The sequence below is a fragment of the Afipia sp. GW821-FHT04G03 genome (genome assembly GCF_059419985.1).
This window is the reverse complement of sequence record NZ_JBWKSV010000003.1, coordinates 450,298-475,879: the sequence shown is the minus strand read 5'-3', so window position 1 is coordinate 475,879 and position 25,582 is coordinate 450,298. Positions and strand designations below refer to the sequence as shown.

26 protein-coding genes and 2 pseudogenes are annotated in these 25,582 nt (G+C 58.5%); 21 read left to right on the top strand and 7 right to left on the bottom strand.

The window, feature by feature from the left end; translation table 11 throughout:
* The first annotated feature begins 10 nt into the window (after positions 1 to 10).
* The 9 genes and pseudogenes from AC07UB_RS16675 (at position 11) to AC07UB_RS16635 (ending at position 8,535) form a co-directional block, all read left to right on the top strand.
* Positions 11 to 1,261 carry a YlbE family protein gene (locus tag AC07UB_RS16675; protein WP_492790573.1) on the top strand — a complete coding sequence of 417 codons (1,251 nt, stop codon included), beginning with the start codon at positions 11 to 13 and terminating at the stop codon, positions 1,259 to 1,261.
* Complete coding sequence (fdrA, locus tag AC07UB_RS16670) at positions 1,258 to 2,790, top strand: acyl-CoA synthetase FdrA (RefSeq protein WP_492790572.1); 1,533 nt, start codon at positions 1,258 to 1,260, stop codon at positions 2,788 to 2,790. Before AC07UB_RS16675 ends, fdrA begins: the two co-directional genes overlap by 4 nt.
* Entirely contained in the window at positions 2,777 to 3,742 is a 966-nt protein-coding gene (gene arcC / locus AC07UB_RS16665) for a carbamate kinase (RefSeq protein WP_492790571.1), read from the top strand. The genes fdrA and arcC overlap by 14 nt, the downstream gene beginning before the upstream one ends.
* A gap of 9 nt (positions 3,743 to 3,751) precedes the next feature.
* Positions 3,752 to 4,135: pseudogene (locus AC07UB_RS16660) on the top strand (gamma-glutamyltransferase); the annotation flags it as partial.
* A 168-nt stretch (positions 4,136 to 4,303) separates the two neighbouring features.
* Positions 4,304 to 4,529: pseudogene (locus tag AC07UB_RS16655) on the top strand (alpha/beta hydrolase); the annotation flags it as partial.
* 12 nt (positions 4,530 to 4,541) lie between these two features.
* Positions 4,542 to 4,808: a hypothetical protein gene (locus AC07UB_RS16650; RefSeq protein WP_492792812.1), complete on the top strand. Its 267-nt coding sequence runs from the start codon at positions 4,542 to 4,544 to the stop codon at positions 4,806 to 4,808.
* A 58-nt stretch (positions 4,809 to 4,866) separates the two neighbouring features.
* On the top strand, positions 4,867 to 6,195 hold the full coding sequence (locus tag AC07UB_RS16645) for an FAD-dependent oxidoreductase (RefSeq protein WP_492790570.1): 1,329 nt from the start codon (positions 4,867 to 4,869) through the stop codon (positions 6,193 to 6,195).
* A 10-nt stretch (positions 6,196 to 6,205) separates the two neighbouring features.
* Entirely contained in the window at positions 6,206 to 6,949 is a 744-nt protein-coding gene (locus tag AC07UB_RS16640) for an enoyl-CoA hydratase/isomerase family protein (RefSeq protein ID WP_492790569.1), read from the top strand.
* The gene (locus AC07UB_RS16635) at positions 6,946 to 8,535 is read left to right on the top strand and encodes an acyl CoA:acetate/3-ketoacid CoA transferase (RefSeq protein WP_492790568.1); all 1,590 of its coding nucleotides are present in this window, start codon (positions 6,946 to 6,948) and stop codon (positions 8,533 to 8,535) included. The genes AC07UB_RS16640 and AC07UB_RS16635 overlap by 4 nt, the downstream gene beginning before the upstream one ends.
* Before the next feature lie 17 nt (positions 8,536 to 8,552).
* On the opposite strand, the gene AC07UB_RS16630 is transcribed toward AC07UB_RS16635, so the two are convergent.
* Complete coding sequence (locus tag AC07UB_RS16630; protein ID WP_492790567.1) at positions 8,553 to 9,233, bottom strand: GntR family transcriptional regulator; 681 nt, start codon at positions 9,231 to 9,233, stop codon at positions 8,553 to 8,555.
* A 221-nt stretch (positions 9,234 to 9,454) separates the two neighbouring features.
* On the opposite strand from AC07UB_RS16630, the gene AC07UB_RS16625 reads away from it, so the two are divergent.
* The 8 genes from AC07UB_RS16625 to AC07UB_RS16590 all read left to right on the top strand — a co-directional run bounded on the left by AC07UB_RS16625 (position 9,455) and on the right by AC07UB_RS16590 (position 16,900).
* The gene (locus AC07UB_RS16625) at positions 9,455 to 10,633 is read left to right on the top strand and encodes an ABC transporter substrate-binding protein (protein WP_492790566.1); all 1,179 of its coding nucleotides are present in this window, start codon (positions 9,455 to 9,457) and stop codon (positions 10,631 to 10,633) included.
* Positions 10,634 to 10,739: 106 nt separating this feature from the next.
* Positions 10,740 to 11,600, top strand: a complete 861-nt coding sequence (locus tag AC07UB_RS16620; RefSeq protein WP_492790565.1) for a branched-chain amino acid ABC transporter permease — start codon at positions 10,740 to 10,742, stop codon at positions 11,598 to 11,600.
* A complete protein-coding gene (locus AC07UB_RS16615) occupies positions 11,597 to 12,535 on the top strand; it encodes a branched-chain amino acid ABC transporter permease (RefSeq protein ID WP_492790564.1) in 939 nt (312 codons plus the stop codon). The genes AC07UB_RS16620 and AC07UB_RS16615 overlap by 4 nt, the downstream gene beginning before the upstream one ends.
* Positions 12,525 to 13,298, top strand: coding sequence for an ABC transporter ATP-binding protein (locus AC07UB_RS16610; RefSeq protein WP_492790563.1), 774 nt, complete (start codon positions 12,525 to 12,527; stop codon positions 13,296 to 13,298). Before AC07UB_RS16615 ends, AC07UB_RS16610 begins: the two co-directional genes overlap by 11 nt.
* A complete protein-coding gene (locus tag AC07UB_RS16605) occupies positions 13,291 to 13,995 on the top strand; it encodes an ABC transporter ATP-binding protein (RefSeq protein ID WP_492790562.1) in 705 nt (234 codons plus the stop codon). Before AC07UB_RS16610 ends, AC07UB_RS16605 begins: the two co-directional genes overlap by 8 nt.
* 29 nt (positions 13,996 to 14,024) lie before the next feature.
* Entirely contained in the window at positions 14,025 to 14,780 is a 756-nt protein-coding gene (locus tag AC07UB_RS16600) for an enoyl-CoA hydratase/isomerase family protein (protein WP_492790561.1), read from the top strand.
* Positions 14,781 to 14,815: 35 nt separating this feature from the next.
* Positions 14,816 to 15,958 carry an acyl-CoA dehydrogenase family protein gene (locus AC07UB_RS16595; RefSeq protein ID WP_492790560.1) on the top strand — a complete coding sequence of 381 codons (1,143 nt, stop codon included), beginning with the start codon at positions 14,816 to 14,818 and terminating at the stop codon, positions 15,956 to 15,958.
* A 321-nt stretch (positions 15,959 to 16,279) separates the two neighbouring features.
* Entirely contained in the window at positions 16,280 to 16,900 is a 621-nt protein-coding gene (locus AC07UB_RS16590; protein ID WP_492790559.1) for a GntR family transcriptional regulator, read from the top strand.
* Positions 16,901 to 16,910: 10 nt separating this feature from the next.
* Here AC07UB_RS16590 and AC07UB_RS16585 read toward each other — a convergent pair whose 3' ends face one another.
* Genes AC07UB_RS16585 through AC07UB_RS16565 form a run of 5 tightly spaced genes read right to left on the bottom strand, consistent with a single transcriptional unit; the run spans position 16,911 to position 19,810 of the window.
* Complete coding sequence (locus AC07UB_RS16585; RefSeq protein WP_492790558.1) at positions 16,911 to 18,020, bottom strand: Zn-dependent alcohol dehydrogenase; 1,110 nt, start codon at positions 18,018 to 18,020, stop codon at positions 16,911 to 16,913.
* 35 nt (positions 18,021 to 18,055) lie between these two features.
* Positions 18,056 to 18,352: a DUF6166 domain-containing protein gene (locus tag AC07UB_RS16580; RefSeq protein ID WP_492790557.1), complete on the bottom strand. Its 297-nt coding sequence runs from the start codon at positions 18,350 to 18,352 to the stop codon at positions 18,056 to 18,058.
* A gap of 21 nt (positions 18,353 to 18,373) precedes the next feature.
* On the bottom strand, positions 18,374 to 18,571 hold the full coding sequence (locus tag AC07UB_RS16575) for a hypothetical protein (protein ID WP_492790556.1): 198 nt from the start codon (positions 18,569 to 18,571) through the stop codon (positions 18,374 to 18,376).
* A 24-nt stretch (positions 18,572 to 18,595) separates the two neighbouring features.
* The gene (locus tag AC07UB_RS16570; protein WP_492790555.1) at positions 18,596 to 18,994 is read right to left on the bottom strand and encodes a hypothetical protein; all 399 of its coding nucleotides are present in this window, start codon (positions 18,992 to 18,994) and stop codon (positions 18,596 to 18,598) included.
* Positions 18,995 to 19,018: 24 nt separating this feature from the next.
* Positions 19,019 to 19,810 (bottom strand): sterol desaturase family protein, encoded by a 792-nt coding sequence (locus AC07UB_RS16565; RefSeq protein WP_492792679.1) that lies wholly within the window; start codon positions 19,808 to 19,810, stop codon positions 19,019 to 19,021.
* Positions 19,811 to 19,855: 45 nt separating this feature from the next.
* Here AC07UB_RS16565 and AC07UB_RS16560 point away from each other — a divergent pair, with 45 nt between their 5' ends.
* Entirely contained in the window at positions 19,856 to 20,293 is a 438-nt protein-coding gene (locus AC07UB_RS16560; RefSeq protein ID WP_492790554.1) for a hypothetical protein, read from the top strand.
* Positions 20,294 to 20,334: 41 nt separating this feature from the next.
* On the opposite strand, the gene AC07UB_RS16555 is transcribed toward AC07UB_RS16560, so the two are convergent.
* A complete protein-coding gene (locus AC07UB_RS16555) occupies positions 20,335 to 21,885 on the bottom strand; it encodes a L,D-transpeptidase (protein ID WP_492790553.1) in 1,551 nt (516 codons plus the stop codon).
* 249 nt (positions 21,886 to 22,134) lie between these two features.
* On the opposite strand from AC07UB_RS16555, the gene AC07UB_RS16550 reads away from it, so the two are divergent.
* The 3 genes from AC07UB_RS16550 (at position 22,135) to AC07UB_RS16540 (ending at position 25,575) form a co-directional block, all read left to right on the top strand.
* The gene (locus tag AC07UB_RS16550) at positions 22,135 to 23,316 is read left to right on the top strand and encodes a peptidase M15 (RefSeq protein ID WP_492790552.1); all 1,182 of its coding nucleotides are present in this window, start codon (positions 22,135 to 22,137) and stop codon (positions 23,314 to 23,316) included.
* Positions 23,317 to 23,521: 205 nt separating this feature from the next.
* A complete protein-coding gene (locus AC07UB_RS16545; RefSeq protein WP_492790551.1) occupies positions 23,522 to 24,550 on the top strand; it encodes a putative zinc-binding metallopeptidase in 1,029 nt (342 codons plus the stop codon).
* Complete coding sequence (locus AC07UB_RS16540; RefSeq protein WP_492790550.1) at positions 24,547 to 25,575, top strand: D-alanine--D-alanine ligase family protein; 1,029 nt, start codon at positions 24,547 to 24,549, stop codon at positions 25,573 to 25,575. Before AC07UB_RS16545 ends, AC07UB_RS16540 begins: the two co-directional genes overlap by 4 nt.
* Positions 25,576 to 25,582 lie beyond the last annotated feature (7 nt).

Sequence of the window (25,582 nt, the reverse complement as noted above, 5' to 3'; positions counted from 1 at the left end):
GGAGGCATTCATGAAATTGATCGAAGAAGCAAACAAGCAGGCGCTGGCGCGCATTTTGGAAGGCGAGCCGAAGCTAATCGACATCGTTCCGGCGCGGGAGGTGTTGAAGGGATTGAAGGACCGGATGGTTCTTCATGCCGGACCGCCGATCACTTGGGACAAGATGTGCGGTCCGATGCGCGGTGCGGTCGCCGGCGCGGCCGTCTTTGAAGGTTGGGCGCCCGATCTCGATGCCGCCACTGAATTGGCAGCAAGCGGCGGTATTGAATTTCATCCGAACCATCATTTCGGGGCGGTCGGTCCAATGACTGGAATGACGACCGTCTCGATGCCGCTTTTTGTCGTCGAAAACTCCAGGTTCTCGAACCGCGCCTACTGCGCCATCAACGAAGGGCTCGGAAAGGTGATGCGTTTCGGTGGGAATGACGCGAGTGTGTTGGCGCGTCTGGCCTGGTTGCGGGACGTGTTTGGGCCGGTCCTCGCCAAGGCGATCCGGGCGCGCGGTGGCATTGAACTCAAGTCGATCATCGCGCGCGGTCTTTCGATGGGCGATGAGATGCACCAGCGCAATCTCGCCTGCTCGAGTGTGTTTCTGAGAGAGGTGGGACCGTCGATGGCGCGAACGTCGACCGACAACGAAGTTCTCGCCGATTGCATCGCGTTCATTGCGCAGAACGATCAGTTCTTTCTCAACATCGCGATGGCGATGGGCAAGGCGATGACCGATCCGGCGAGGGGCATTCGCGGTTCGACCATCGTTACCGCCATGTGCCGCAACGGCACCGACTTCGGCGTGCGCGTCAGCGGCTTGGGTGACCAGTGGTTCACCGCGCCGGTCGAGATGCCGGAGGGGCTCTACTTCGCAGGCTATTCAGAAAAGGACGCCAACCCCGACATGGGCGACTCCGCTATTGTCGAGACAATCGGTCTCGGCGGTTTCGCCATGGCTGCGTCGCCCGCCGTTGCCGGATTCATCGGCGCCGGTGCGCCGTCCTCCGCGGGAAACTTCACCCGGGCGATGGGTGAGATTACCGTTGGCCAAAATCCTGAATGGACGATCGCAGCGCTCGACTTCGCTGGCGTTCCAACCGGAATTGACGTGCGGCTGGTGGTCGAAACCGGATTAGCGCCGGTGATCAATACTGGCATCGCACATCGTGAGCCCGGGATCGGGCAGGTGGGCGCCGGCGTGGTGAAGGCGCCGATGGCCTGCTTCCAGCAAGCCGTCCGAGCCATTGCGAAAGACCTGGGGGTATCATGAGCGCGTTCGTTCTGAATGAGATTCGAAAAGGTTTCTATCTGGATTCCGTCGCGCTGATGCGACTGTCCCGTGAGATCGCGTCGGCGCCTGGCATTCTCGAAGCCGCGCTGATGATGGGGACGCCGTCCAACGTCGCCATTATGCGCAACGCGGGATTGCTTGATGGCGATGTCGCTGCGCAAGGCAATGATCTGATCCTGGCGGTCAAGGCCGAGAGCGAACAGGCCGCGCGGGCGGCGCTCGGCGATGCGCTCAAGGCGCTCGACAAGCCGAAGACACAGAGTTCGGGAGAAGCCGCATGGCGGCCGCGCAGCATCGGCGCCGCGGTCAAGGCCGCGCCTGACGCTAATCTGGCTCTGATATCCGTTCCGGGTGAATTCGCCGCGGCGGAAGCACGCAAGGCACTCAATCGCGGACTCCACGTTTTGATGTTCAGTGACAACGTCTCGATCGCTGATGAGTTGTCGCTCAAGCAGCATGCGCGGGAGTTAGGTCTGCTGATGATGGGACCGGACTGCGGTACGGCCATTATCGGCGGCGCGCCGCTGGCATTTGCCAACAAGCTGAAGCGCGGCAAGATCGGTATCATCGGCGCGTCCGGAACCGGCACGCAGGAAGTCTCGTGTCTCATCTCCGAAGCGGGCGAGGGCATCTCCCATGCGATCGGTGTGGGCGGCCGAGACCTGAAAAAGGAAATCGGCGGCATCACGACGCTGATGGCGATGGACGCGCTGGACGCTGATCCGGAAACGGAACGCGTGGTGCTGATTTCCAAGCCACCGCATCCGGATGTTGCGAAAGCTGTGATCGCGCGTATTGCCAGAAGTCCAAAGCCCTACACGGTGTGCTTCATCGGCGCAGCTTCGGCTGAGCTTCCGCCGAATGCGAAGTTTGCCCGCACCCTCAAGGACGCGGCGGAACTCGCGCTCGGAGGCCGGACCATTGGCGGCAGCTTCAACGTCACGAAACTGGCCACGCGCCTGCCTAGGCGCAGAGGCGAGCGCCGGATCGAGGGACTGTTTGCCGGAGGAACACTCTGTGCGGAAGCGCAGGTGATCCTCGGAGCAGGCGGCCGCAAGGTAGCGTCGAACGCAGCAATTCCCAACGTTCCCTATCTCGATGCACCGGAGAGCGTGGGTCGAGATCGGATTATCGACCTGGGTGCCGACGAATATACCCAAGGCCGGCCGCATCCCATGATCGATCCGTCGGTGCGCGACGATGCATTGCGCGCGGCGCTGATCGATCCCGAGGTTGCGGTCATTCTCGTCGATCTCGTGATTGGTTACGGCGCGCATGCTGATCCCGCCGCGCATTTGGCGGAGATCGTGGCAGACCGCGCTGACAATGCGCCCTTCATTGTCGCTTCAGTGACGGGCACCGAACTCGATCGGCAGGTCCGCTCCGCGCAGGCCCGGCGTCTGGAAGAGGCGGGCGTTATGGTCGCGCCATCGAATGCACAGGCATGCGAACTCGTGCTGGCCCTCGCGGCCACTGACATGAAGGTGAACCGTTATGCGAACACTTAGTGAAGTTCCGCGCCGCCTCGTGATTGCGATCGGCGGCAACGCTGTTCACCCGGAAGACATCAGCGGGACCTCCGAAGAGCAAAAGTCCGTCGCGCAGCAAACCGCGGAAGCGCTGTTGCCGCTTGCCCAGATCGACAACGAACTGGTGATCACGCACGGCAATGGTCCCGTGGTCGGCAAGATCATGATGCGCCAGATGCTGACCATGAGCCGTATTCCGCCCATGTCGATGGACATCTGTGTGGCGCACAGTCAGGGCGGCATCGGTTATCTGCTCATGCAGGCGATCGAGAACGCGCTGCGGGAACAAGGCAATCAGCGGCACGTCGCAAGTCTCCTTACTCAGGTCGAAGTCGATGCCGACGATCCTGCCTTCCGTAACCCGACCAAGTTCGTCGGGCCGTTCTTTACGGAAGAGGAAGCCAAGAACATCAGCAAGGAGCTCAACTGGGCGATGCGTGAGGATTCGGGCCGCGGCTGGCGTCATGTCGTGCCGTCGCCGAAACCAAAGCATGTCTGCGATATCTCGCTGGTCGATGCACTGGTCAAGCGAGGTACGATCGTCATTGCCGGCGGCGGGGGCGGCATGCCGGTGATCCGCGATGCGAAGGGCGTGCGCACCGGTGTGCCTGCGGTCATCGACAAGGACCTGACGTCAGCACACATCGCCAACGTGCTCGACATCGACGAGTTGCTGATCCTTACGGCGGTGCCGCGTGTCGCCATCAATTTCGGTAAGCCCAACCAGAAAGAGCTTGCGGAGGTGACCCTCGACGAGATCAAGGCCTATCACCGGGAGGGACATTTTCCGCCCGGCAGCATGGGACCGAAGATCGATGCGGCGATCCGTTTTATCGAAGGAGGTGGTAAGCGCGCCATCATCAGTCATCTCGATCACGCGATACCTGCGCTTCGCGGCGAGACCGGCACGCATATCGTACGGAATCCGTGACGTGGTTCCGCGCCACGGGAAATATGCGCAGTCAAGCGCCCGTTCCACACGCTCAATCCGGGCATGTATCTCAAGCAGGGACGGCCTCATCTTCTGTATGGAACGCAGGGCGCCGACGGTCAGCCGCTCGCTGCCGTGCTCACGCGGCTCATCGACTACAACATGGACCCGCTCACGGCGCTTTCGCGGCCGCGCTTCCTGCTCGGAAGACGTTCTCCGATTCACGCGACAGCCTGAAACTGGAGAAGGACGCGGGCGAAGAGGTGTTCAAGAAACTCGCTGAACGCGGCCACGAAATGAGTCCGATTCCCGCCCAGAGTCCTCTGGCAGGACATCCCGGCGCGATCCGTAGCGCACGATCCGCGCAGCGACGGGCGAGCACTTGGCATGTGATGCAGCGGAACTGAGTAACGGCATTTTATGTTGTCGTTCAATCTGAGTGTCGAGAAGGCACGCCGGAACGGGCCCCGCGTCCGCGCTGTTCGTTAAATCCCACCGCCAGCGGACATTGTGCACATGCCTCCTTTTGATCCGACGCGGGCAACCGGGTTGCGGCGATAATATCCCACGATGCCGACTGCACGCTACGGCGCGGACAATTGGCGGGTGCGATTGGCCATGGCGAAGCTCTGGGTCGAAGCCATCAACAAGCACGGCGGCGACGCCGGCTGGTGCATCTGCCCGTCATCGCCATTCCCGGCAACACACACACTTCCTGATGTCGGACCTGAACAACGTGGAGATTGCGGATCAGGTCTCGAAGCTCCTTGCCGAGAGGAGACTCGAAGGGGGGACCGAAATGACCAACGGCGTCATCAGCGAAAGGCGGCGCGAATTCCTGGGTAGATCCGAATCCGTTTACGTAAGGGGGCAGGTCGCGGACCTGTATGCCCAGCATCTGGCGCAACAGGGCTGCATCACGACCGCCGTGGATGATCGAGCTGGGCCTGGCATCTATCTTCAACTTAGAACGCTTTTGGTAGCCGGCACAAATGGGTCGGTGTCGAATGGCTGCGCTGCAATTTTCAAAGATCGTCCCCTGAACATATCAAGCCGGTTGCGCTGAACAGGCCTCAGTACTATAACATACCAATAGTGCATCACTAAGATATCAGAGGCAATCCTTGGACAGTCGTAATTCCGTTCGGATCGATACGGACGTCGTCGTAGTAGGCGGAGGTGCGGCCGGAGTCGCGGCCGCAGTATCGGCGGCCCGACAAGGACTTAAGGTGACTTTGATCGAGCGCTATGGGTTCTGCGGGGGCGGTGCTGTTGCCGGCCTGTCAGGGACAGTATGCGGTCTTTATGAAGCGACCGAGAACCTGGCCGGAGGGCCTAAGCAAGTTGTCTTTGGCTTTGCCGATGAATTTTGTCGGCGATTAGAGGCAATGGGTGGTCTCGCTGATCCGGTTTTGTACGGGAAAACCTGGGCGAGAGTGCATGACCCGCATGTTTGGCGCGAAGCCGCCGATGCCATGCTGCGCGAGGCGGGCGTTGATATTGTCTTTCATGCGGTTGCGACCGGGGTCCATATGGATGGAGACCGTGTTGCTGGTCTGAAGGTCTGGACCAAACAGGGTCCGATCGACGCGCGTGCGAAAATTGTGATCGATGCCAGTGGCGATGCGGATGTCGTGGCAATGGCTGGATTGCCCAATTTTGTTGGTGATCAAGGCCGGGTGCAGAACCCCACAATGATCTTCCGGATCATGGGAGTGGATGTCGATCGCTTCATTGGTGAATACGGCACGGATACCATCATGCCGGAGAAAATCTCCGCGATGATCCGCTCCAAGCACAATGCGGGCGACTATGTGCTGCCTCGTGCAAAAATATGGCTATTTGCAACGACGCGTCCAAACGAACTTCTTTGTAATTGCACTCGTGTGATCGGCTCCGACGGCCGGGAGCTGAATACGCTGTATGCCCGAGATTTTACCGATGCGGAGATCGAAGGACGACTGCAGGCACGGCAGTATGCAAGGTTCTTCCAGGAGAATCTTGTCGGTTGCGAGAATTCCTTCCTGAACGATACCGGCGTGCAGGTCGGGGTGCGCCAGACGCGCCAAGTATCGGGCGTCAAACGTCTGATGAACTCCGATGTCGTGCAGGGAACGAAGTTCGCCGACGGCATCGCCGTTTCGCCGTGGCCTATCGAGCTTCACTCGGGTGAAAAGCCGAAGGTTGAATGGCTGCTCAATGATTATTACGAGGTGCCTTACGGATGCTTTGTCCCGGAGGGGGGCGAAGGACTGCTTGTTGCGGGCCGCTGTCTTTCGGCGGAACACGAGGCCGTAGCGTCGGCGAGGGTGACCGCGCAATGTTTCGCTTACGGTCACGCTATAGGGCATGCCGCGGTCATGGCCATCCGGAACAACCTCACCCCCCGTGAAATCCGCGGAGAGGATGTCCGCGCTGCCGTGAACGCCGACGGCGCACGCATCGGCCAATAGGATATCTAGAATGATAACGTCCGAGTTACATGGTGCGGTAGCGGTCGTGACAATCGATCGGCCCCAGCGCCGCAATGCGCTGGGCTCAGAGCTGATGGCGCAGCTTGGCTCCGCTCTGGCCGGGGCCGAGCGCAACAAAGATGTGCGTTCGATCGTTCTGACAGGTGCGGCCCCTGCGTTTTGTGCAGGCAGTGATCTGAAAGAACTGGCCGGATTGTCAATCGCGGACATGTGCCATCATGAAGCTGTGACAGCGGCCTTTGCCCGTGCGATTGGCTACCGGGCAAAGCCGGTGATCGCGGCAGTAGAGGGCTACGCTCTCGGCGGTGGATTCATTCTTGCCGCCTCGTGCGACATCGTCGTGAGCGCATCGAATGCGCGCTGGCATTTGCCTGAAGCCCCAAATGGCTGGCTGCCGCCATGGGGTTTGATGGCGCTCACCGCGCGGGTAGGGCCGGTGCGCGCGCGGCGGCTGACATGGGGCGCCAAACCCATCGATGCCATCGAAGCCGAGCGGATCGGTCTTGTCGATGATTTGGCTGAGCCAGGCGCGGCGCTTTCAAATGCGGTTGATGTCGCCAATCAGCTCGCTGCGGTGCCGCCTGAGGCAATTGCGTCCACCAAGCGGTTCTTCGAGCCGCTTATCATGGCGGATGCAGAGCGCCTTGATGAAGTCGCGGGGCGAGAATTCGCGCTGAATTGCGAATCCCCCAGTTCCAAAAAAACTTTCGAGCGTTTTACGGTGAAGTCATGAGCAAGATTGTTGACGCTGCAACGGCAGTAGCGTCCATTTCAGACGGGTCGTCGGTTGGTTGCGTCGGCGTGATCGGGTGGGTGACTCCCGATGCGCTGCTCAAGGCTTTGGGTGATCGCTTCCGAAAGGAAGCTGCTCCTCGTAATCTGACATTCTATTTTCCGGTGGGCACCGGCGATGCCCAGGGCATCAGAGGAATGGATCATGTCGCCCAAGAAGGGCTGATGAAGCGCATTGTCGGGGGCTCCTATATTAATCCCGTCGATCCAGTGACCGGCAAGCGGCCGGAGCTGATGCGTCTGATCCGCGAAAACAAAGTTGAAGCCTACTCCTGGCCGATCGGAGCCACGATGCACTGGCTGCGCGAGGTGGCGCGCCGGAGTCCGGGCTACATGACGCGCGTCGGATTGGATACCTATATCGATCCAAAGAACGGGGGCGGACGGTTCACCGAGCGCGCGAAGGACGATCTCGTTAAGCGCATCGAGTTCGAAGGGAAGCCATATCTGTTCTACCCAGCCTGGAAACTCGACACCGTATTCCTCTGCGCCTCGTCGTCGGATGAGTACGGCAATCTTTCCTTCGAGGAAGATGCGTTGGTTTCCTCGAATATTGCGCTTGCGCTGGCCGCAAAGGCGAGCGGTGGACGGGTGATTGCGCAGGTACGACGTCGGGTTTCGCACGCCACGCGGTCGGCAACCGATGTGCGAATTCCGGGAATGTTTGTCGATGCCGTCGTTGTCGATCATGAAATGATGATGACCACGGACGTGAAATTTGATCCCGTTTACTTCGGTGGTTCACGCAGACCTTTGTCGCAACTGCCGCCGATCGCAATGTCAGCAGACAAGGTCGTCGCGATGCGTGCGGCCAAGGAAGTGCGCAAACGAGAATTATCAATCTTCGGCTTTGGTGCAGCGGCGGATGTCCCGCTGGTCATGGCAGAGCAAGGAATGTTCGCTGCTGGCGAACTGCAAGACTATTGGTTCACAACCGAGCACGGATCATATGGCGGGCTCGTTATGTCCGGTTGGCAGTTTTCCGCGAACTTGAATCCAGACGCAATTCTCGACGGCATTTACCAGTTCGACGTTATTGACGGAGGCCTTTGCGAATTTGCGGCGTTGGCGTTCGCGCAGTTCGACGCCAAGGGGACCGTCAACGTCTCGAAATTCGGCGTAGCAAATCCCGGCGCGGGGGGATTTATCGATATCGCCGAAAACGCGAAGCGGCTTGTTTTTACCGGGACGTTTACGACGGGCGGGCTTGAAGTGGCATGTGAGAATGGGAAGCTTCGCATCCTTAAAGAGGGGAAGGTGCGTAAATTCGTACCTGATGTTGAACACATCACATACTCTGTTTCATCGGGAATCCTCCGTGGCCAAACCGCGAAGGTTGTGACTGAGCGCGCTGTCTTCGAGGTCACGACAAAGGGACTCGTTCTCACCGAGGTCGCACCTGGCATCGATGTAAGGAAAGACATCCTTGACCAAATGGAGTTCGCGCCAGCGCAGATTTCCGATCAACTGCGGACAATGGACGCGGCTTTCTTCTCAAAGCCCATGGCGGAAGCACAGGCGAGTTAGGCCGGGGCCGTTACGAACTAGTTCCCGGCAACACTCAGGTTGAATATCTTTCTGGTGTAGCTCTCGATCTGGTCCAGAAGCGCGTTGGCCTTCTCAACAGCTAACCGCTCGTCTTGCTGGACAATCGCTCGCGCGCGATCGGCGTGAAGTCCGCCCATTGCGCGCAAGTTCTGAAGGTCTCTTTCGTACCTGTAGTAAAATCGCCGAGACAGAGCATGAAGCGGGGAAATTGATCTTGCAGCAAACGGATTTCCGGCAGCCTTCGCAATCAGATGGTTGGCGTTGAAAACCTCACGGAGGTACTTTTCCAGATTTCCTTTAATGCCCGCATTGTCGATTTCCTTTGCCGCTACCGACAGGAGTTCCCTGTCAGATGCCGTTATGCGAAGGGCGGCGCGCTTTGATATAAATGCCTCCAACTCCCGTCTAAATTCTATGACCAGCAACTGATCATGCACGCTGATCTCAGTGATCATTAGGCCGTGTCTTGGAAGAATACTTACCAGATAGTCAGCCTGCAGACGTTTTACCGCCTCGCGCACAGGGGTGCGCCCAATTCCGATTTCATCGGCGAGCCCTTCCTCGGACCAATGGCTCCCCGGGGCAAGCTTCAGCGTAACTATCATCTCTTCGAGCCGCTGATGGGCCAGGTCGGCCTGCGAAGCGGGTGGAAGGGAAATCTCGGGTTTTTTAGCCATGGGATATCGAGCCTAAGGGCAAGTGGTCGCTTCGGGGCCAGTAATACCACACTACTGGATTCGTTAGTTAGCGTGGGCACGTAACCTCTGCCAGAGCGCAACCTCCGCCGGCTTCGATTCTCAATAAGGGCGAATCCTTCGCGGGCGGATTGACCTCAAGTTCGTAGTATATTACTAGTACGTTAGCTAAATAATACAAACGTTTTGGGGAGGAATAATCCATGATGCATCTCAAGAAGGTGGCGGTAGCTGTGATCGCAGCAGCCGGCCTGGCACTCTCGAACCAAGCGGTGCGCGCGCAGGACACCGTGAAGATCGGTCAGATCGAAGCGCTGACCGGCGCGACTGCAACGTATGGCTGGATGTCGGCACAAGGCACGAAAGTCGCAGTTGAAGAGATCAACGCCAAGGGCGGCTTCAAGGTGGGTGACAAGACCTACAAGATTCAATTGCTGCAGATGGACACGCGTGGCGAGCCGCGCGAAGCGACCGTGCAGTTCCGAAAGATGATGGAAGAGAACGTCCAGTTCGTTTTCGGCCCGTTTCTGACCAACGTGTTCAATGCGATCGAGCCGATCGCAAATCAGAACAACGGCAAGTTTCTTCTGTTTGCAGGCGCCACGTCCGCGCACCATGCGCTTGGAAAGCCGGAGCATGACTATTTGCTGCGAACCTGGAACTGGGACGCGGGGCAAACCGGTTTTGGAAAGCTGATGGTCGACTATCTGAAGAAGTTGAACACCAAGAAGGTGGCAATGCTTTTCCAGAACGACGCGTTCGGCAAGACTGCCGTCGACATCTACGCCGCGCTATTCAAGGAAGCCGGTATCGAGCTTCAGGTTGAGCTCTTCGAGCCTGGCACGAAGGATTTCAGCGCCGCGCTTGCCAAGCTTGCATCTGGAAAGCCTGATATCCTTTTTCCCGGCTACTCGGACGCGGTGCTCTATGACATCGTTCGTCAGTCGACCGAGTCCGGTTTCGGGAATCGCTTTTTCCTCGTTCGTGGTTCGATCGGACCTGCTCTGAAGAACAAGGACACCATCGCCGACTACATCGCTTACGTTCCAAAGTATTTCGAAGAGGCGGAGAAGACCGAACCGAAGACCAAGGCCTTCATCGAAAGCTACAAGAAAATTCACAAGCGCGACTTCCCGTATGACCAGGCGCCGCTCTGCTCGTCGTCTTGCTACGACCATGTCTACATGCTGGTCGAAGCCATGCAGAAGGCGGGAACTGTGAGCGACATCGCCAAGATCCGTAAGGCGCTCATGGAGATCACTTACGACGGCCTGTGGAAGATCAAGTACGACCAAACCGGCGAAGCGGTCTTCGGGTTTGACGTTGTGCATGTTCGCAAGGGCGGCACCATCGAAGTCGTCAAGTTCGACCCCACCAAGTAGCCAAAACAGGGCGGCGCCTCGGCTTTGTCCGCGGCGCCGTTCCTTGATTTTCAACGCACACAATAGCGATCTCCGCGGAGCGAAACCGCAACGGATACATTCATCCATGACACAGCTCATTATTGGTCAGCTGCTCAACGGCATCATCGTAGGCTCGCTCTACGGGATCATCGCGTTGGGTGTGACTCTTACGTTTGGGCTCACCGGCATCGTGAACTTCGCACTCGGTGCGTTCATGATGCTTGGCGCCTACAGCACATGGTATCTCTACGATGTAAATCACCTTCCTTATCCCGTGGCGGTGGTTGGCGCGGTTCTCATCGTCAGTGTTATCGGTTATCTATCCGATCTATTTCTGTTCCGTTTCACGCGAGGTAATCTCGTAAACGGTCTTCTTGTTTCGATCGGCCTCATCTCGGTGTTCGAGGCGCTCGTGCTCGCGGCCTTCACGACGACACCGAAGGATTTAACCTACGTTCTACCGGGCGCTTTCCAGGTCGCGGGCATGTTCCTCCCGAAGATCAAAGTTGTCGTTTGCCTGGTCTTCCTGGCAATTATCTTCGGTACGTACTTGGCTCTAACGCGGACATGGCTTGGGCGAGCTGCGTTCGCATATGCGCAGAATCCGGAAGCCGCCGCGCTGATGGGCATTCGCACTGAACGGTTGCAGACTATTGTCGTCGTTTACTCGACAGCTTTGGCAGGGTTGGGCGGTGGTCTCTACGCCAGCATGTACTCCCTCGAACCCACAATCGGCGCGGCCTACATCTTGAAGGCCGTTGAAGCTGCGATCCTCGCCGGTGTCGGAAGTGTGATCGGAGCGCTGGGGGGCGGAATCATTCTCGGTGTGAGTGAGAATATCGGATCGGTGTTCTTTCCGTCCGCTTTCCGCGACGCGTATGGACTCGTCTTCCTCATCGCAATCCTTCTTGTCCGCCCGAGCGGACTGTTTGGAGACAAGTCATGAGACTAGCTATCCTGGGCGGTTTGCTTGTCGCGCTGATAGCGCCGTGGTTCGTGAAAAGCGACTCCACGCTGGCGATCGCTGTTTACGGCTTCATGGCAGCATCGCTGGCTGTGAGTTTTAACCTGATTTTCGGTTTCACCGGTCAGCTCTCGATGTTCCATGCCGCCTCGTTCGGGGTGTCAGCCTATGTAGTGACGATCCTTGTCACTACGTTTGGCTGGAATTTCTGGCTCGCCATTCCATGCGCCCTTGTGCTGGTGATTCTTCTCTCCCTTCTGGTGGGTACGATTTGCTTTCGCTTCAAGCTGAAGGAATTCTACTTCGCCGTCGTCACGATGGCATTCTCGGAAGTTCTGCGTCTCATCACACTGAACTGGAACAGCGTCACTAACGGTTCGCTCGGCATTACGGTGGTTGAGAAGCCCTCGCTTTGGACGCCATGGGGTTCGGTCGTGTTTTCGAGCGGCTTCTCTTGGTACTATGTGACGCTCGCGCTGCTGGTTGTCGTTTACATAATCTGCCACCGGGTTCTCCATTCGTGGATTGGCCAGTGTCTTGCAGCCATCCGCCTGAACGATCAGTTGGGCGAGACGCTCGGGATCAATGTCTTCAAGTACAAGCTGCTCAGTTTCGCTATCGGCAGCGCACTTGCCGGTCTCGTGGGCGCTTTTTATGGCTTCTACGCCGGCTTTGTTGAGCCGCACTATCTGTCAATCACGCTCGGCCTCGACATCGTGGCGATGGTCCTGCTCGGCGGCATCAACTCGCTGATCGGACCTGTGATCGGCGCGCTCCTGCTGACTGCGCTGCCTCACATGATCGAGCTGAGCGCTGAACTTCGCATCGCGCTTTACGGCGCAATTCTCATTTTCGTGATCCTGGTGATGCCCAAGGGCATCATGGGTCTTTTGTCGAGCAGAAAAAATGCTGCTTAATATCAAAAATCTTACTAAGCGCTTCGGCGGTTTGACCGCCGTCTCAAATGTCACGTTCGGTATCGAGCGCGGCGAAATCATCGGTATCTTTGGACCCAACGGTTCGGGGAAAACCACGACGCTTAGCCTTATCGCCGGCATTTTGAAGCCGACGAGCGGGGAGATCGTCTGGAAAGGTGAGAATATAAATACGCTCACGCCGTTCGAGGTTGCGCAGCAGGGGCTAGTCAAAACCTTTCAAAATCCGCAGCTTTTCCCCGAACTGACCGTTGCCGAGCACATGCGCATTGCATGTCATCTTCACGTCAAGCGGGCGCTCGGCCCGAAGCGACTGCTCACGCTTTTCGGAAAGGGCGCAACGGTCGAGCTTGAAAAGACGTTGAGCAAGAAGATTGATCAAATGCTCGAGTTGTGCCGGCTCTACAAGCACCGTAACGACGAAGCAGGCGCGCTATCTTACGGTGGTGAGAAGATGCTCGGCGTCGCGATGGGAATGGTCTGCGACCCCGAACTCCTGCTGCTCGACGAGCCGGCTTCGGGCCTTGGTCACGACGAAATCACCAATCTTGACGCTGTGCTTCGCGATTTGAAAACGCACGGTATCACGCTTTGCATTATCGATCACAAGGTGGGCTTTCTCGGTCGTCTGGCTGACCGGTCTATCGCTTTGCATCATGGAGCAGTTATTGCTTCCGGAAAGACCGCCGACGTTCTCGCCAACGACGCGGTCGTGACCGCCTATCTGGGCAAGAAACATGCTTGAACTCAAAAATATTAACGTAAGCTATGGAAAGCAAAAGGTTCTGCGCGATGTGAACCTATCGCTTCAGGAAGGCGAGGTCGTCGCTCTCATTGGTTCGAATGCGGCCGGTAAATCGACGACGCTTCGTACGATTGTAGGTTTGAAGAAGGCGGACTCCGGAACAATCGGATTCGGCGGAGCCGATATTTCTGCGCTCCCGACCGTCGAACGCGTTCAATCCGGGCTGGTGCTGGTTCCGGAAGGGCGTCAGATATTCCCGCGTCTAACAGTCAATGAAAACCTGCTGATGGGCGCCTATCACCGTGCGGACCGTAACGATCTCGACAGCGATCTTGAACGAATTTTCACAATGTTCCCGCGCCTCAAAGAGCGTCGGGTTCAGCGCGCCGGCTCGATGTCGGGAGGCGAACAGCAGATGCTTGCCATCGGCCGTGGTCTCATGTCTCGCCCAAAGGTCATGCTTCTCGACGAACCAACGCTCGGTCTTGCGCCGATCATCATTGAGGAGCTTGGCTCAACGATCAGAAATCTTGCGCAGGCGGGTCTGGCGATCCTGCTCGCCGAGCAGAATGCCATGATGGCGCTTGGTTGTGCTGATCGCGCGTACATCCTGCAATCGGGCAGCATTGTCATGAAGGGCGACGCCCAACAGCTCTCGGCAACCCCCGAAGTTAAGCAAATGTATCTTGGTACGTGATTGTCGCGCGTACCTGACTGAAGATGAGCATGAGTAACGATCAGAGTGTAGTTGGTATCGAAATGCGTGGCGCGGTAGCGATCGTTACGCTGCTGCGCTCAGCGCGACGTAATGCGATGGACCAAGCGCTGGTCGACGGTGTGAGGGCCGCGCTTCTCAAACTCGATCGGGACCAAAACGTTGGCGCAATTGTACTGGTTGGCGCAGCACCGGGTTTTTCAGCTGGTAGCGATCTGAAGTTTATCGGCAACCTCGATCTTGAAGTCATGGGGCGCTTCGAGCAGGAGTGCGGGGATCTGGGGCGGCTGATGGGGTTTCTCGAAACGCCTGTGATTGCGGCTGTCGAGATGTTCGCCGTCGGCGGCGGATTCACGCTTGCGACAAGCTGTGATGTCGTGGTGGCCGGACGTGGCTCGCAATGGAGCCTCCCTGAAGTGCCGCATGGTTGGCTGACACCTTGGGGTATCAAATCGCTCGTTTCGCGAGTCGGTCTCGTGAAGGCACGGCAGCTTTGCTTTTGCCTCGAACCGCTCGACGGCGAAGCTGCGCGTGAGATTGGCGTGGTCGACTACTGCTGTGACGACGGCACAGCGCTCGAAACGGCATTGGCCATCGCGGGGAAGATCGCGACGCTGCCGCGGCCGGCAGTCCGCGCAACCAAGCGCTTCTTCTCGAACTATCTAATGGAGGATGCCGAGGCGATGGATTTCGAGGCGAACAGGCTCTTTCTCGACAATTGCCGCGAGAGCGCTGCGCAGCAGACCCTTGCCAAATACCGGCGCTGAGCGACAGGGCCAACACAACGAGCAGGACAGGCACGATGCTACTCGATCTCAACGAAGACGAAACCATGCTGCGCAACGGGTTGCAGCAGTTCGGGGAGGGCGCGCTGCGCCCGAAGATCAAGCCGTTTGCGGACGAGCACAAATTCCCGACCGAGCTGATGAAGGAGTTTCTTGCGCTCGGGTTTATGGGCACGGCGTACGATCCCAACTACGGTGGAAGCGGGCTTGGCACCCGTGGAGCGGCGATCGTTGCAGAGCAGCTTGCCCGCATCGAGCCGGGCTTTGCGGCGATATATCTCTGCAACAGCGCTCCTATGACGACGATCGCTCGGTATGGCTCGGATGAGATCAAAAAAAAGTGGCTTGAGCCGTTGTGCCGTGGAGACATGATTGCATCGTTCGGCGTCACCGAGCCGAGTGGCGGCTCCGACGTCGCAAGCGTCAAGATGCGAGCGGTCGAAGACGGCGATTCGTTCGTACTCTCCGGATCAAAGGTGTTCTCAACCAATGCCGGAACGCCTCTGCACGGCGTCACGACATTCGTCGCGGTGACAGATCCCGACCTCGGTCCGCGCGGACTTTCCACTTTTGTGGTGCCGGTAGGTACGCCCGGTTTCACCGTCGGCAAGCCTGGCCGCAAGATTGGTTGGCGTATTGCGGACTCGGTTGAACTCTTCCTCGATGGCTGCCGGATCCCGAAAGCCAACATGATTGGCAATCGCGGTGACGGGCTGAAGCAGATTCTGACCACGCTCAGCATTGGACGCATTCTGGTCGCCGCCACGGCACTCGGTCTGGCCCGCAAGGCGGTCGATCTTGCCAAGGCCTATGGTGGCGGGCGCAAGGTCGGTGGTGTTCCGGTGTTTACCCATCAAGGGCTGACATTCCCGCTCGCGGATTCTCTGACGAATATTCACGCCGCTGAACTGATGATTCGAAATGCTTCGTGCCTAGCGGACGCAGATCGGCCATTCCGGCTCGAAACGTCCATGACAAAACTGTTTGCAACGGAGATGGCAGGTCAGGCTGCCGATATTGCCCTTCAGGTCCATGGCGGTTATGGCGCATTTGAAGAGTATGATGTGTCGAGCCTCCCAGGCGAGGCGCGGGTACTCAGGATTCTGGAAGGCACCAGCGAGATTCAGCGTCTGGTGATCGCCCGCGAACTGACCGCCTAGTTCTCGCGCCGCGACAACCCCCTGTTGTTCGCAGGTTTGTTCGTTCAGTCGGCTCCTTGCCGCACTCTGGCGCTCCACGCTGGAGTGATTCCTGTGTGTGGCGTGAAAAGGCATTGAGCCGGAGCGCTTTAGACGCATAATGCGCCCGTTCGTATCCGGCCTCGGCTGAATTTTCTTCAGGCTGCAGATCAAGAAACGGAGCATCAACCGTTGGCAACAGCGAAGACGCCTATACGTGCGGGACGCGGGCCAAAAAGTCACGCAGCCGCTTCCCGGCCCCGGCGCGAGATCGAAGCTCCGGATCGGCTGTCCGAGCAGACGATGACGGATCGAGCTTATGCCGAGCTCGAGGAAATGATCGTCACATTGCGGCTTGAGCCGGGCACTGTTCTGTCGGAGGCGGTGCTGGCTAAGCTGTTGAAAATTGGCCGCACACCGATCCGCGAAGCATTACAGCGGTTGTCGCGAGACGGGCTCGTAAACATCTTGCCTCGTCGCGGAATTCTGGTGTCCGAGATCAATCTTCACAGTCAGTTGCGCTTGCTTGAAGTGCGGCGGGAGCTTGAGCGGCTGATGGCCAGAGCTGCCGCTGAGCGGGCAAATGACATCGAGCGCAAGAAGTTCACTGTTATCGCCGAAAGTATGAAGCGTGCTTCGCGCGAAGCCGACGACATCGCGTTCATGCGACTCGACAAGGAGTTCAACGCGCTTATTTCAACGACTGCGCGAAACGAGTTCGCGAGCCGCTCTATGGGGCTGATGCACGGCTTGTCGCGCCGCTTTTGGTATCAGCATTACCGCCAGACGGCGGACCTTCCGCTTGCTGCGCGGCTACATGCGGAGGTTGCTGAAGCCATTGCGGAGGGCAATCTGGATAGGGCGGGTGCGGCCTCCGACCGCTTGGTCGGCTATATCGAAAGCTTTGCAAGATCCACGTTGTGATGATGCATCGCTAGAATTCGATGACAGTGCGAATAGTCTTTCCGTTACGCAGAAGGTCAAATCCCTCGTTTATGGATTCGAGCTTCATACGATGGGTTATTAACTCGTCGAGCTTCAGCCGCCCGTCCAGATAGGCTTTGGCAAGAAGTGGAAAATCACGGCGCGGCCGCGCACCGCCATAGCTGGACCGGCGCAGGCGCTTTTCGCCCATCAGCGATCCCCAGCGGAAATTCACATCCTTGGTGACATCGATCTTGCCAAGCCAGATCACCTGGCCGCCGAGACGCACAGCCTCGGTGGTCTGGCGAAAGGCGACGGGATGACCGGCGGATTCGAGTACGACATCTACCCCACGGCCGCCTGTGGCGGCGCGGGCTGCTTCGACGGGATCTTCCTTCGTGGCGTTCACCCGCCGGTCTGCCCCTAGGCTGGCCGCGATCTGAAGTTTGGAGTCATCGAGATCAACCGCAATGATGGCGCCGGCACCGGCGAGCTTTGCACCTTGAATGGCGGCAAGGCCCACGGCGCCACAACCGAAGACCATCACAGTGTCGCCCTGGTGGATTTTAGCAACATTCAACGCGCCACCGACCCCTGTCATGACGCCACATCCGATCAGGCAGGATCGATCGAATGGAATGTCCTTGGGTACCACGATGGCCTGCTGGGATGGCACCACGCAGTACTCTGCGAAGGTACCGAGGAACATGAGGTGGGTGAGGGGTGAACCCGATGCGAGAGTAGCTTTCGACGCGCCATCGAAATGCAGCCCGCGCGGGCCGGCCTCGATATAGGTGTCGCAGAGGATCGGCTGGTCGCGATCGCATTGGAAGCAATGGCCGCAGTGTGGATTCCAGGACAATACCACATGGTCGCCTACCTTCAGATCGGTAACCCCGCGGCCAATCTCCTCGATGATGCCCGATGCTTCATGGCCGAGCACCATCGGCAGCGGATTGCGAAGGGAGCCGTCGATCACTTCAAGATCGGTGTGGCAAAGGCTGGTGGCACGAATCCGTACCCTGACGTCATCCGGACCGACAGGAGGGGCGGTGATTGTCTCAATTGCCAGCGGCGTACCGACCTTGTGCAGCACGGCGGCACGGAAATCTGAACTCATTGATTTGTTCCGGGGCGGCGTAAGAGAACTGCTGTCTATGCGTTCAGAGCCTTGATCGACTCGTCCATATCCTCTGACGTCAGCTCCCAGACATTGTCAAAGTTCGCTACGATGCTCTTCATGAACTGGTCATGGAGAGCCTTTGCTCGGTTGGCGTCGCGCAGATGGTCGTACAGCAACGCAAAGGCCAGTTGCGCGGGCTCCGGCCCCTCGTAGCTCCATTCGAACCCGCGATCTGTGAGGGCTAGCTGGTCATAATAAGTGGACAGCGGCTTTCCATCAGCCGATACCGCGATTCCGTCGATCGTTCTGTCGCCAACGTAGTGAGTCATGTTCCGGGCCCTTTGGTGAGCTTACGAGTGGGTGCGTTGGCTGCTGTCGCCCTTCTTCATCACCTCAGGGAACACCCACATGGCGACGGTGGCAAAAACGCCGAGGAACGCGACCGCATAACTTGGGCCGGTTTTGCCCGCCTGCGCCATATAGAAATAAGCTGCTGCGGCCACCAGGAGACAGCCCACGGAGAGAAAGAATTTGATGCGAGGAGGCATTCGTCGTGTCCTAAACGTGAAAGATTAGATGATCGATCTCAGAACATTCGTTAGCAGATTTGGTGTGAAGACACAGAAAGCGATTAAAGTCACAGCGAGAGTCAGTCCCGTAACGATCAACCCCGCCGAACTGTTTCGCCACCTTTCCGGTATTGCTTGAAAAGGTTCAGGCGTGAACAGGAAAAGCAGTCCAGCGACGACAATGGTGCTCGTCCACCGCAGTTCGGTGACAGCGTATGCGAGCGCGGTCACCAGCAGGGTCATCCAGATTGCAGTACTCACAATCACGACCGAAGCCGGAATCTTCGCGCTTCGCGAAGCGAGTGGATACATGCCGGCGAGCTGAAAAAAGCCGAGACAACAAACGCTCCAGAGTAAAGTAAACCAGACAAGCTCTATGATATTTGGTTCTAGCTGGCTCATTGATCGTCTCGGCTTCGAGGTCGCTCAGGTCTTGGTCTGCTGAAGCGTCGTCGTTGATACGCGTGGCGTACGAGCGGTCTTGCGCATGTTCTTCTTCACGTAGCGAGTCTCGTAGCCGTTAAAGATATGGCCAAGCAGACCTCGGTCCAGATCAGAAGTTCCGAACACATAGTCCATCACCGGGAAAGTGAGGTTCATGTTGCGCTCCATCATGATCGACTGATTGTGGTGAGCCGTATGATGTCTGCGAATTGTGTTTACGAAAGGCATATTGCGTACGAACCAGTTATCTTCGACATGGCAGCAGAAGTGCATGAATTCATAGATCAGATACATGGACGTCGTTGTCGTAATCAGCAGCCAGCCAACGTTTGGGGTAATGACGTAACCGGCTGCGATTGCCGCAGGGATCGACATGAATGTGAACACGACGAGGGCGTACGGCGGGAAAAACGTCACGCGCCAGTCCTGATGGTCGGCGAAGCGCATTTCTTCTTCGGTGAAGAATTGATGGTGCATCAAAGTGTGGCGGCTGTAGACCGCGCGCAGCACCGGGATGTTGGAGGGACGATGCATGACATAGCGATGCACGGCCCACTCGAAGAAATTGGCGATCAGGAAAACAGCAGGAACTGTCAGCAATTCCCATGAACGCACGTCGCGCATGTTGGCGATGTAGATGTAAAGCGCAGTGAATCCAATTGTGTAGATCAGAAGTACGTGCAGCCAGCCATTATACCAGCCCGCAACACGCTCCCGATAGGTTGCTCGGTACTTCCGTTGCCGTTCCGCCATTACGCTCTGAACGAGTTCCATCATGCGGCTCCAAGGTTCGATTGCTGACATATCAGTAACATATTAATGGCCGATCGCAAGGTGTTTTCGAAGGCGAAAATGAGTTTGGCCAAGCAGGGCTGCGGCTCTGCGCGCTCGAACCATCCATTGCAAAACTTAGAAAAACGCAATGAAGACCAGTCCAGAGATAAGCCGTCAGGCCGCGACCTCGCTGACTTGGTCTTCCTGCAGGAAAGTCTCTCGGCGGTGCCGCAGGCGATTGCGTTGACTCGCGGGGCGGGCCGTCTGGTGCGCCAAAATTTGGCGCTGGCGGTTCTTTACAATCTCGCGGCGGTCCCCATTGCTATCCTTGGCTATGTCACCCCCCACTGTTTGCCGCAGTGGCTATGTTTGGGATCGTCAATCGTGGTTGTCGCGAACGCGCTGCGGTTGACAGGACGCCCGACGGCGTCGCGCGCGCGGCCGAAGCTCCCGCGGGCAGTGCTGCAGACTCCGCGCTCCTGACCCGAAGCGGATATTCTGGCCAAAGCACGGCGTGCCGCGTCTTACCACCAGCCTCGTTGCACCGGAGCAATGAACTGGCTGCCGCTCCGGCGCGTATTGTTCGGATTTCGCTGGGAAAAGACGCCGAAGCCGTCGTCGTCCTGTCGGCTGCCGTAACCCCAGCCGTTGTCGTCCGCCATGAGAACCTCGCTCGGTTGGCGTGTGATGAAGCCGCCTTGGGGCTGGTCGCTCAGTACCGCAACAAATTCGGTGCGATAGTTGGTCTCCTCGCTCAGCGGCTCGTCAGAGACGATGATCGAGGATCGCGGCAATGCGGTCGGCGCGATGCGGTCGAGGACCTCCTTCGGGAGAGTGATCCGATCGAGCGCGTTTTTGGCCTCATCCCCATTATCGATCGTGACGGCGGTCCAGCGCAGGCCCGCGTCATTGCGCGCCACCGCCGTGAACACATGCGTGCCGAGTGGTTTGCCGAGATCTCGAATCGCGACCGGGACCTCGATGGTCGCATCGAACACTTCGCCACCCCCGTCCGGCGCCGGCTTATGCGTGTTGCGCCGGACGTAAAGCGTCCGCGTTGCACGGCTGATATAAATCGAGACCGGCTCAAGTGCGAGCTTCGCGTCAAGCGCCGCCTTGGCGGTGTCGGCCTTTTTTGTCTGAGCCGTCTTGGCCGCTTCTTTTGCGGCGCTGGCTGCGTCGAGTTTTGATGACGCGTCCGCCTTGGCGGTGTCGAACTGGGTCCCCAGTTCCGCTGCCCTGGCGGCGGCCTTCTGCTTACGAACCTCAGCCTTTGCCCTGGCTTGATCGATCTTGGCGGCTGCCACCGCCTTGTCGGCGGATACGAGCTCGGCGTCTGCCCGCGCCTTGAGCCGCTCCAGCTTGCGCAGAGACGCTGCGAGCGGTGCCGACTCGCGAGCCATTGCCGCAGCAGTCTTCTTGGCCGCGTCGGCCGTCATGACAGCGTCCGCCGCTTCGCGTGAGAGCGTCTCGGCCTTTGCCGGGGCAGCTGCGATGACCTCCGCGTTTGGTACGAAGAGCGCTAGCGCTGGGTGAGAAAATTCGACCGGGGCCGTATCGCCCGGCGAGATGACCACGCGCATCCCGATCCGCGTCTTGTCGAACAGCTTCTCCGCAAAGCCAAAAGGCATTCGCACGCAGCCGTGTGAGGCTGCATAACCGGGCAACGGCCCGCCATGCAACGCCAGGCCGTTCCAGGTGATGCGCTGCATGTTCGGCATCGAGGCGTCGTCATACATGTTCGAGCGGTGGTCCTTGTTCTTCTGGACGATGGCGAAGACGCCGGCTGGCGTCTCGCGCTCCCTGATGCCGGTCGACACCGGCGCGCGCAGGATCCAGCCCTCGGCGTCATAGACCGTGACGTGCTGGCTCTTGATCGACACGATCGCCATGATCGGCTCGCCTGCCTCGCGCGGCGCAGCCGTCTCGGCGGGTTGCGCGCGGCGCGCCTGTTTCGCCGCGGCATCTGCGGCCGGCGCCATCAGCGCGGCCATCGCTGCGAACATCACAACGGCTGAAAATCGCCAATGGCGCATCGCCATAATGGATTTCGCCGACGTCAATCCATCCACCATTCGCTTCTCCGATGCAGCGCGCGTCCGCTGCCGTGAACCGAACATCAACATATCCGACTCGTGAGGAACAAGCGTGCCCGCACCTGAATTTGGCGCAAAGCGGGCCCGCCATCCACCGTTGCGCACAGGCAACACTTCGGGGAAAAGGGCACAGCCTGTCGGGTTACGCATTGCGTGGTCATGACGTTGCCCGAACAATCAGCGGCGTCCGCATGCTTGGCTGTGCAATCCGGTTCCGATGAGGCTGGAATGATGAACCTGCAGCGACTTTGGACAGAGCCGTCGCTATTGTTGCGATTAGCCATTCTCGCGACCGGGGTCGTCGGCTTGCTCGCTGCTTCCGGGCCAGAAGGAATCCGGAGCACCGGCGCGGCCCCAGGCAAGGGCATCATCGCTTCTTCTCACTCCATCAAACATGAGCTTGCTGGGGGATCGCAGTTTGCCTCAGTGCCCAATGACGATCTCGATCGAGCCGATGGTGCGATGGCCGAACTTGCAGGCGCAGTTGCCGAAGCATTCATCGCTTTGAACAAGCCGCTCCCGGCTGTCGAGACGACTTCGATTAATTCCCCGGATGTGCCGCCGACGCAACCAGGGCCTGTTCAAGTCGCAAGCGCTGATCCGTCGGATATCGTAATCGGCGACGCAAGCAGGGTCGTCAACTCCATCGAGATTATCGATGAGTGCCTGGTCGTGGACATTTGCGTCGATCGTTATCTGTGGGCGCTTTATCAACGGACGCCCAAGGAGGACACCATCAAGGTGCGTGAACGGAGGAACGTCTCCGTCAAGCGGAAGCGCAAGATGGTGACTGTCGTTAGAACCTTCACCAAGCTTGTCGATCAAGGTTTTGGGTGGAAGGATCCCAAGGCGGCGGACCGGGTCCGCATGTCGATGATGGACTACGTGATCGGAGGCATGGATCGGAGTTTCAAGCTAAAATTGTTTCATATGCTTCACGCGGCGGAGGCGGCGGGCCTTTCGCCCGGCATCACCAGCGCATTCCGTGATGACTACCGCCAGTCGATCGCAAGCGGCCTCAAGGCGGCGAGCAACAAATCGTTTCATGGCGGGAGCTCCCGCGGTGGCTATGGGCATGGACTTGCGGCCGATATCGTGAGTGTCCAAGGTGGAACTCGCGACCAGCGATGGGCTTCCTCCGATAGGCTCTGGAAGTGGGTTGATGTGCATGGGAAGGAATTCGGAATCGGGCGCCCATATCTCGGCAGGGACCCGCCGCATGTCGCACCGATCGATGGCCGAGAATATGCAGCGCACAACCGCGACACCAGACAGGCGGCATTAGACGTGAAGAAGGTGAACGTGAAGAAGCTCGACGTGAAGAAGCTGAAGCGCGTGACCACACGCGACCACTCACGCCCTGCGAAGCGCCCGAGAACTGCCGCCGTCTCAAAGCTGAGAGCGAGCTGAGTGCTTGGGTCCGATATCAGACTCGCAAAATGAATTCCTGACGTCCCTTACTGGCGCAAAAGCAGATATCTGTAGATCGTCGCTTCTGACCCAAAATCGAGAAGCGCGGCCGAACAGCGGTGCGCCTCGAAGACCCACACGGTTGTTGTAAGCGACATCTTGTGACACCATCCGAACATCGATGTTTCATGACCTCAGATATCCTATGTCACGCCAAAAATTTGCCTGGGAAAAGCTATCGGACGACAAGTTGCTTGCGCGCCGCCTCAGCAGTTTGAAGGTTGGCGTCAAAGGCACCTGGCTCGACGATTGCCTCGCAACCCTGCATGAAGAGCTCGAAGAGCGGGGAATCCGGCTGCGGCCGCACGCATGGATCTCAAGCGAATGGTTCAGCCCGGCAAATTCGCCGGGTATCGCCATTCCTTTCTATCTCACTCATCCCCGCCTGATGAAGATCGAGAAGAAGATGATGCTCGAGGTCGAGGGCGGCACCTGGTCCGAGTGCATGGCAATTCTCCGTCATGAGGCAGGCCACACTGTGCAGCACGCCTACCAGCTACAACGCCGCCGACGCTGGCAACAGCTGTTCGGCCCGTCCTCGAAACGCTACCCGCGCTACTACCGGCCCAATCCGGCCAGCCGGCGGTATGTCCAGCATCTTCGGCTCTGGTACGCGCAGAGCCATCCGGACGAAGATTTCGCCGAAACCTTTGCGGTGTGGCTGCGGCCGCGTTCGAGCTGGCGGACCCGTTATGCTGGCTGGCCGGCGCTCAAGAAGCTCGAATATGTCGACGAGCTGATGGGCGAGATCGCCGGGAAACGGCCGCTGTTGACGACGCGGGAGCGGGTCGAGCCCCTGAATGAACTCAGCCAGACTCTCGAAGAGCACTACCGGAAAAAGCAGGCGTTCTATGCCTTCACACCGCCGAAAACATACGACCGCGATCTCTCCCGGCTGTTTTCCGCGGACCCCAGGCACCACCGGGCGCAAGCAGCGTCGGGCTTCATCCGGCGGCACCGCGCGCGTATCCGTGAGTTGGTTGCGCGTTGGACCGGTGAGAACCAGCTGACGCTAGATGCCGTGTTGGACGACATGATCTCCCGCTGTCGCGAGCTTGATCTGCGCGCAGTCGGCTCTGAACAGAAACTCGTGATGGACTTCACAGTGCTGCTGACCGCCAAAACCATGCACGCACTGTTCGGCCCATCACGACGCAAATGGATAGCACTATGAGGCGCCTCCGTATCCTCGTGCTCATGCATCCGGACTTCGTGCCTCCGGATTCGGCCGATGGGTACACCGCGCAGGAAATCAATAAATGGAAAACGGAATACGATGTCGTAAGCACCCTGCGCGCGGTCGGCCATAACGTTCGTCCGCTCGGCGTGCAGGAAGAAATCAAGCCTATGCGCGACGAGATTGAAAATTTCAAGCCGCATGTGGTGTTCACTCTACTGGAAGAGTTTCACTATCAGACCGCGTACGATCAGCACATCGCAAGCTTTCTCGAATTGATGAAGGTTCCTTATACGGGGTGCAATCCACGCGGCTTGGTGCTGGCGCGTGGCAAGGACCTGTCGAAGACGCTGGTGCATCATCGCCGGATCGCGGTCCCGGCTTTCGCCGTGTTTCCGATGCGCCGCAAGGTCAAGCGGCCGTCGCGCCTGGCGCTGCCGCTGATCGTCAAGAGCCTGAACGAGGATGGATCACACGGCATCTCGCAGGCGTCTGTCGTCGATACCGACGAAAAGCTCGCCGAACGCGTCGCATTCATCCATGAGCGGATCGAAACTGCGGCTATCGCCGAGCAATTCATCGAGGGGCGTGAGCTGTATGTCGGCGTACTCGGAAACAATCGGCTGAGGGCTCTGCCGGTGTGGGAATTGAAGTTCGGCACCATGGGCGGTGCTCGGAACATCGCCACCGAGAAGGTCAAGCACGATACCAGTTACCAGGAACGCGTCGGAATCGTGGACGGACCAGCCAAGGGCCTGGCGCCGGAAGTATCCGCCCGCGTTCAGCGAGCAGCGAAACGCATTTACCGGACGCTGGGGCTCGATGGATACGCGCGCATCGACTTTCGCCTCTCGTCCGACGGGACGCCGTATTTCATTGAAGCAAATCCCAATCCTGAAATCGCGAAAAGCCAAGAATTCGCTACCGCCGCTCAGCATGACGGCCTCGATTATCCGGACCTGCTGAACCGCATTCTTGCTCTCGGAATCAGGCGGGCAAAAGCGGGTGTATCTGTAGGTTAAAAGACAA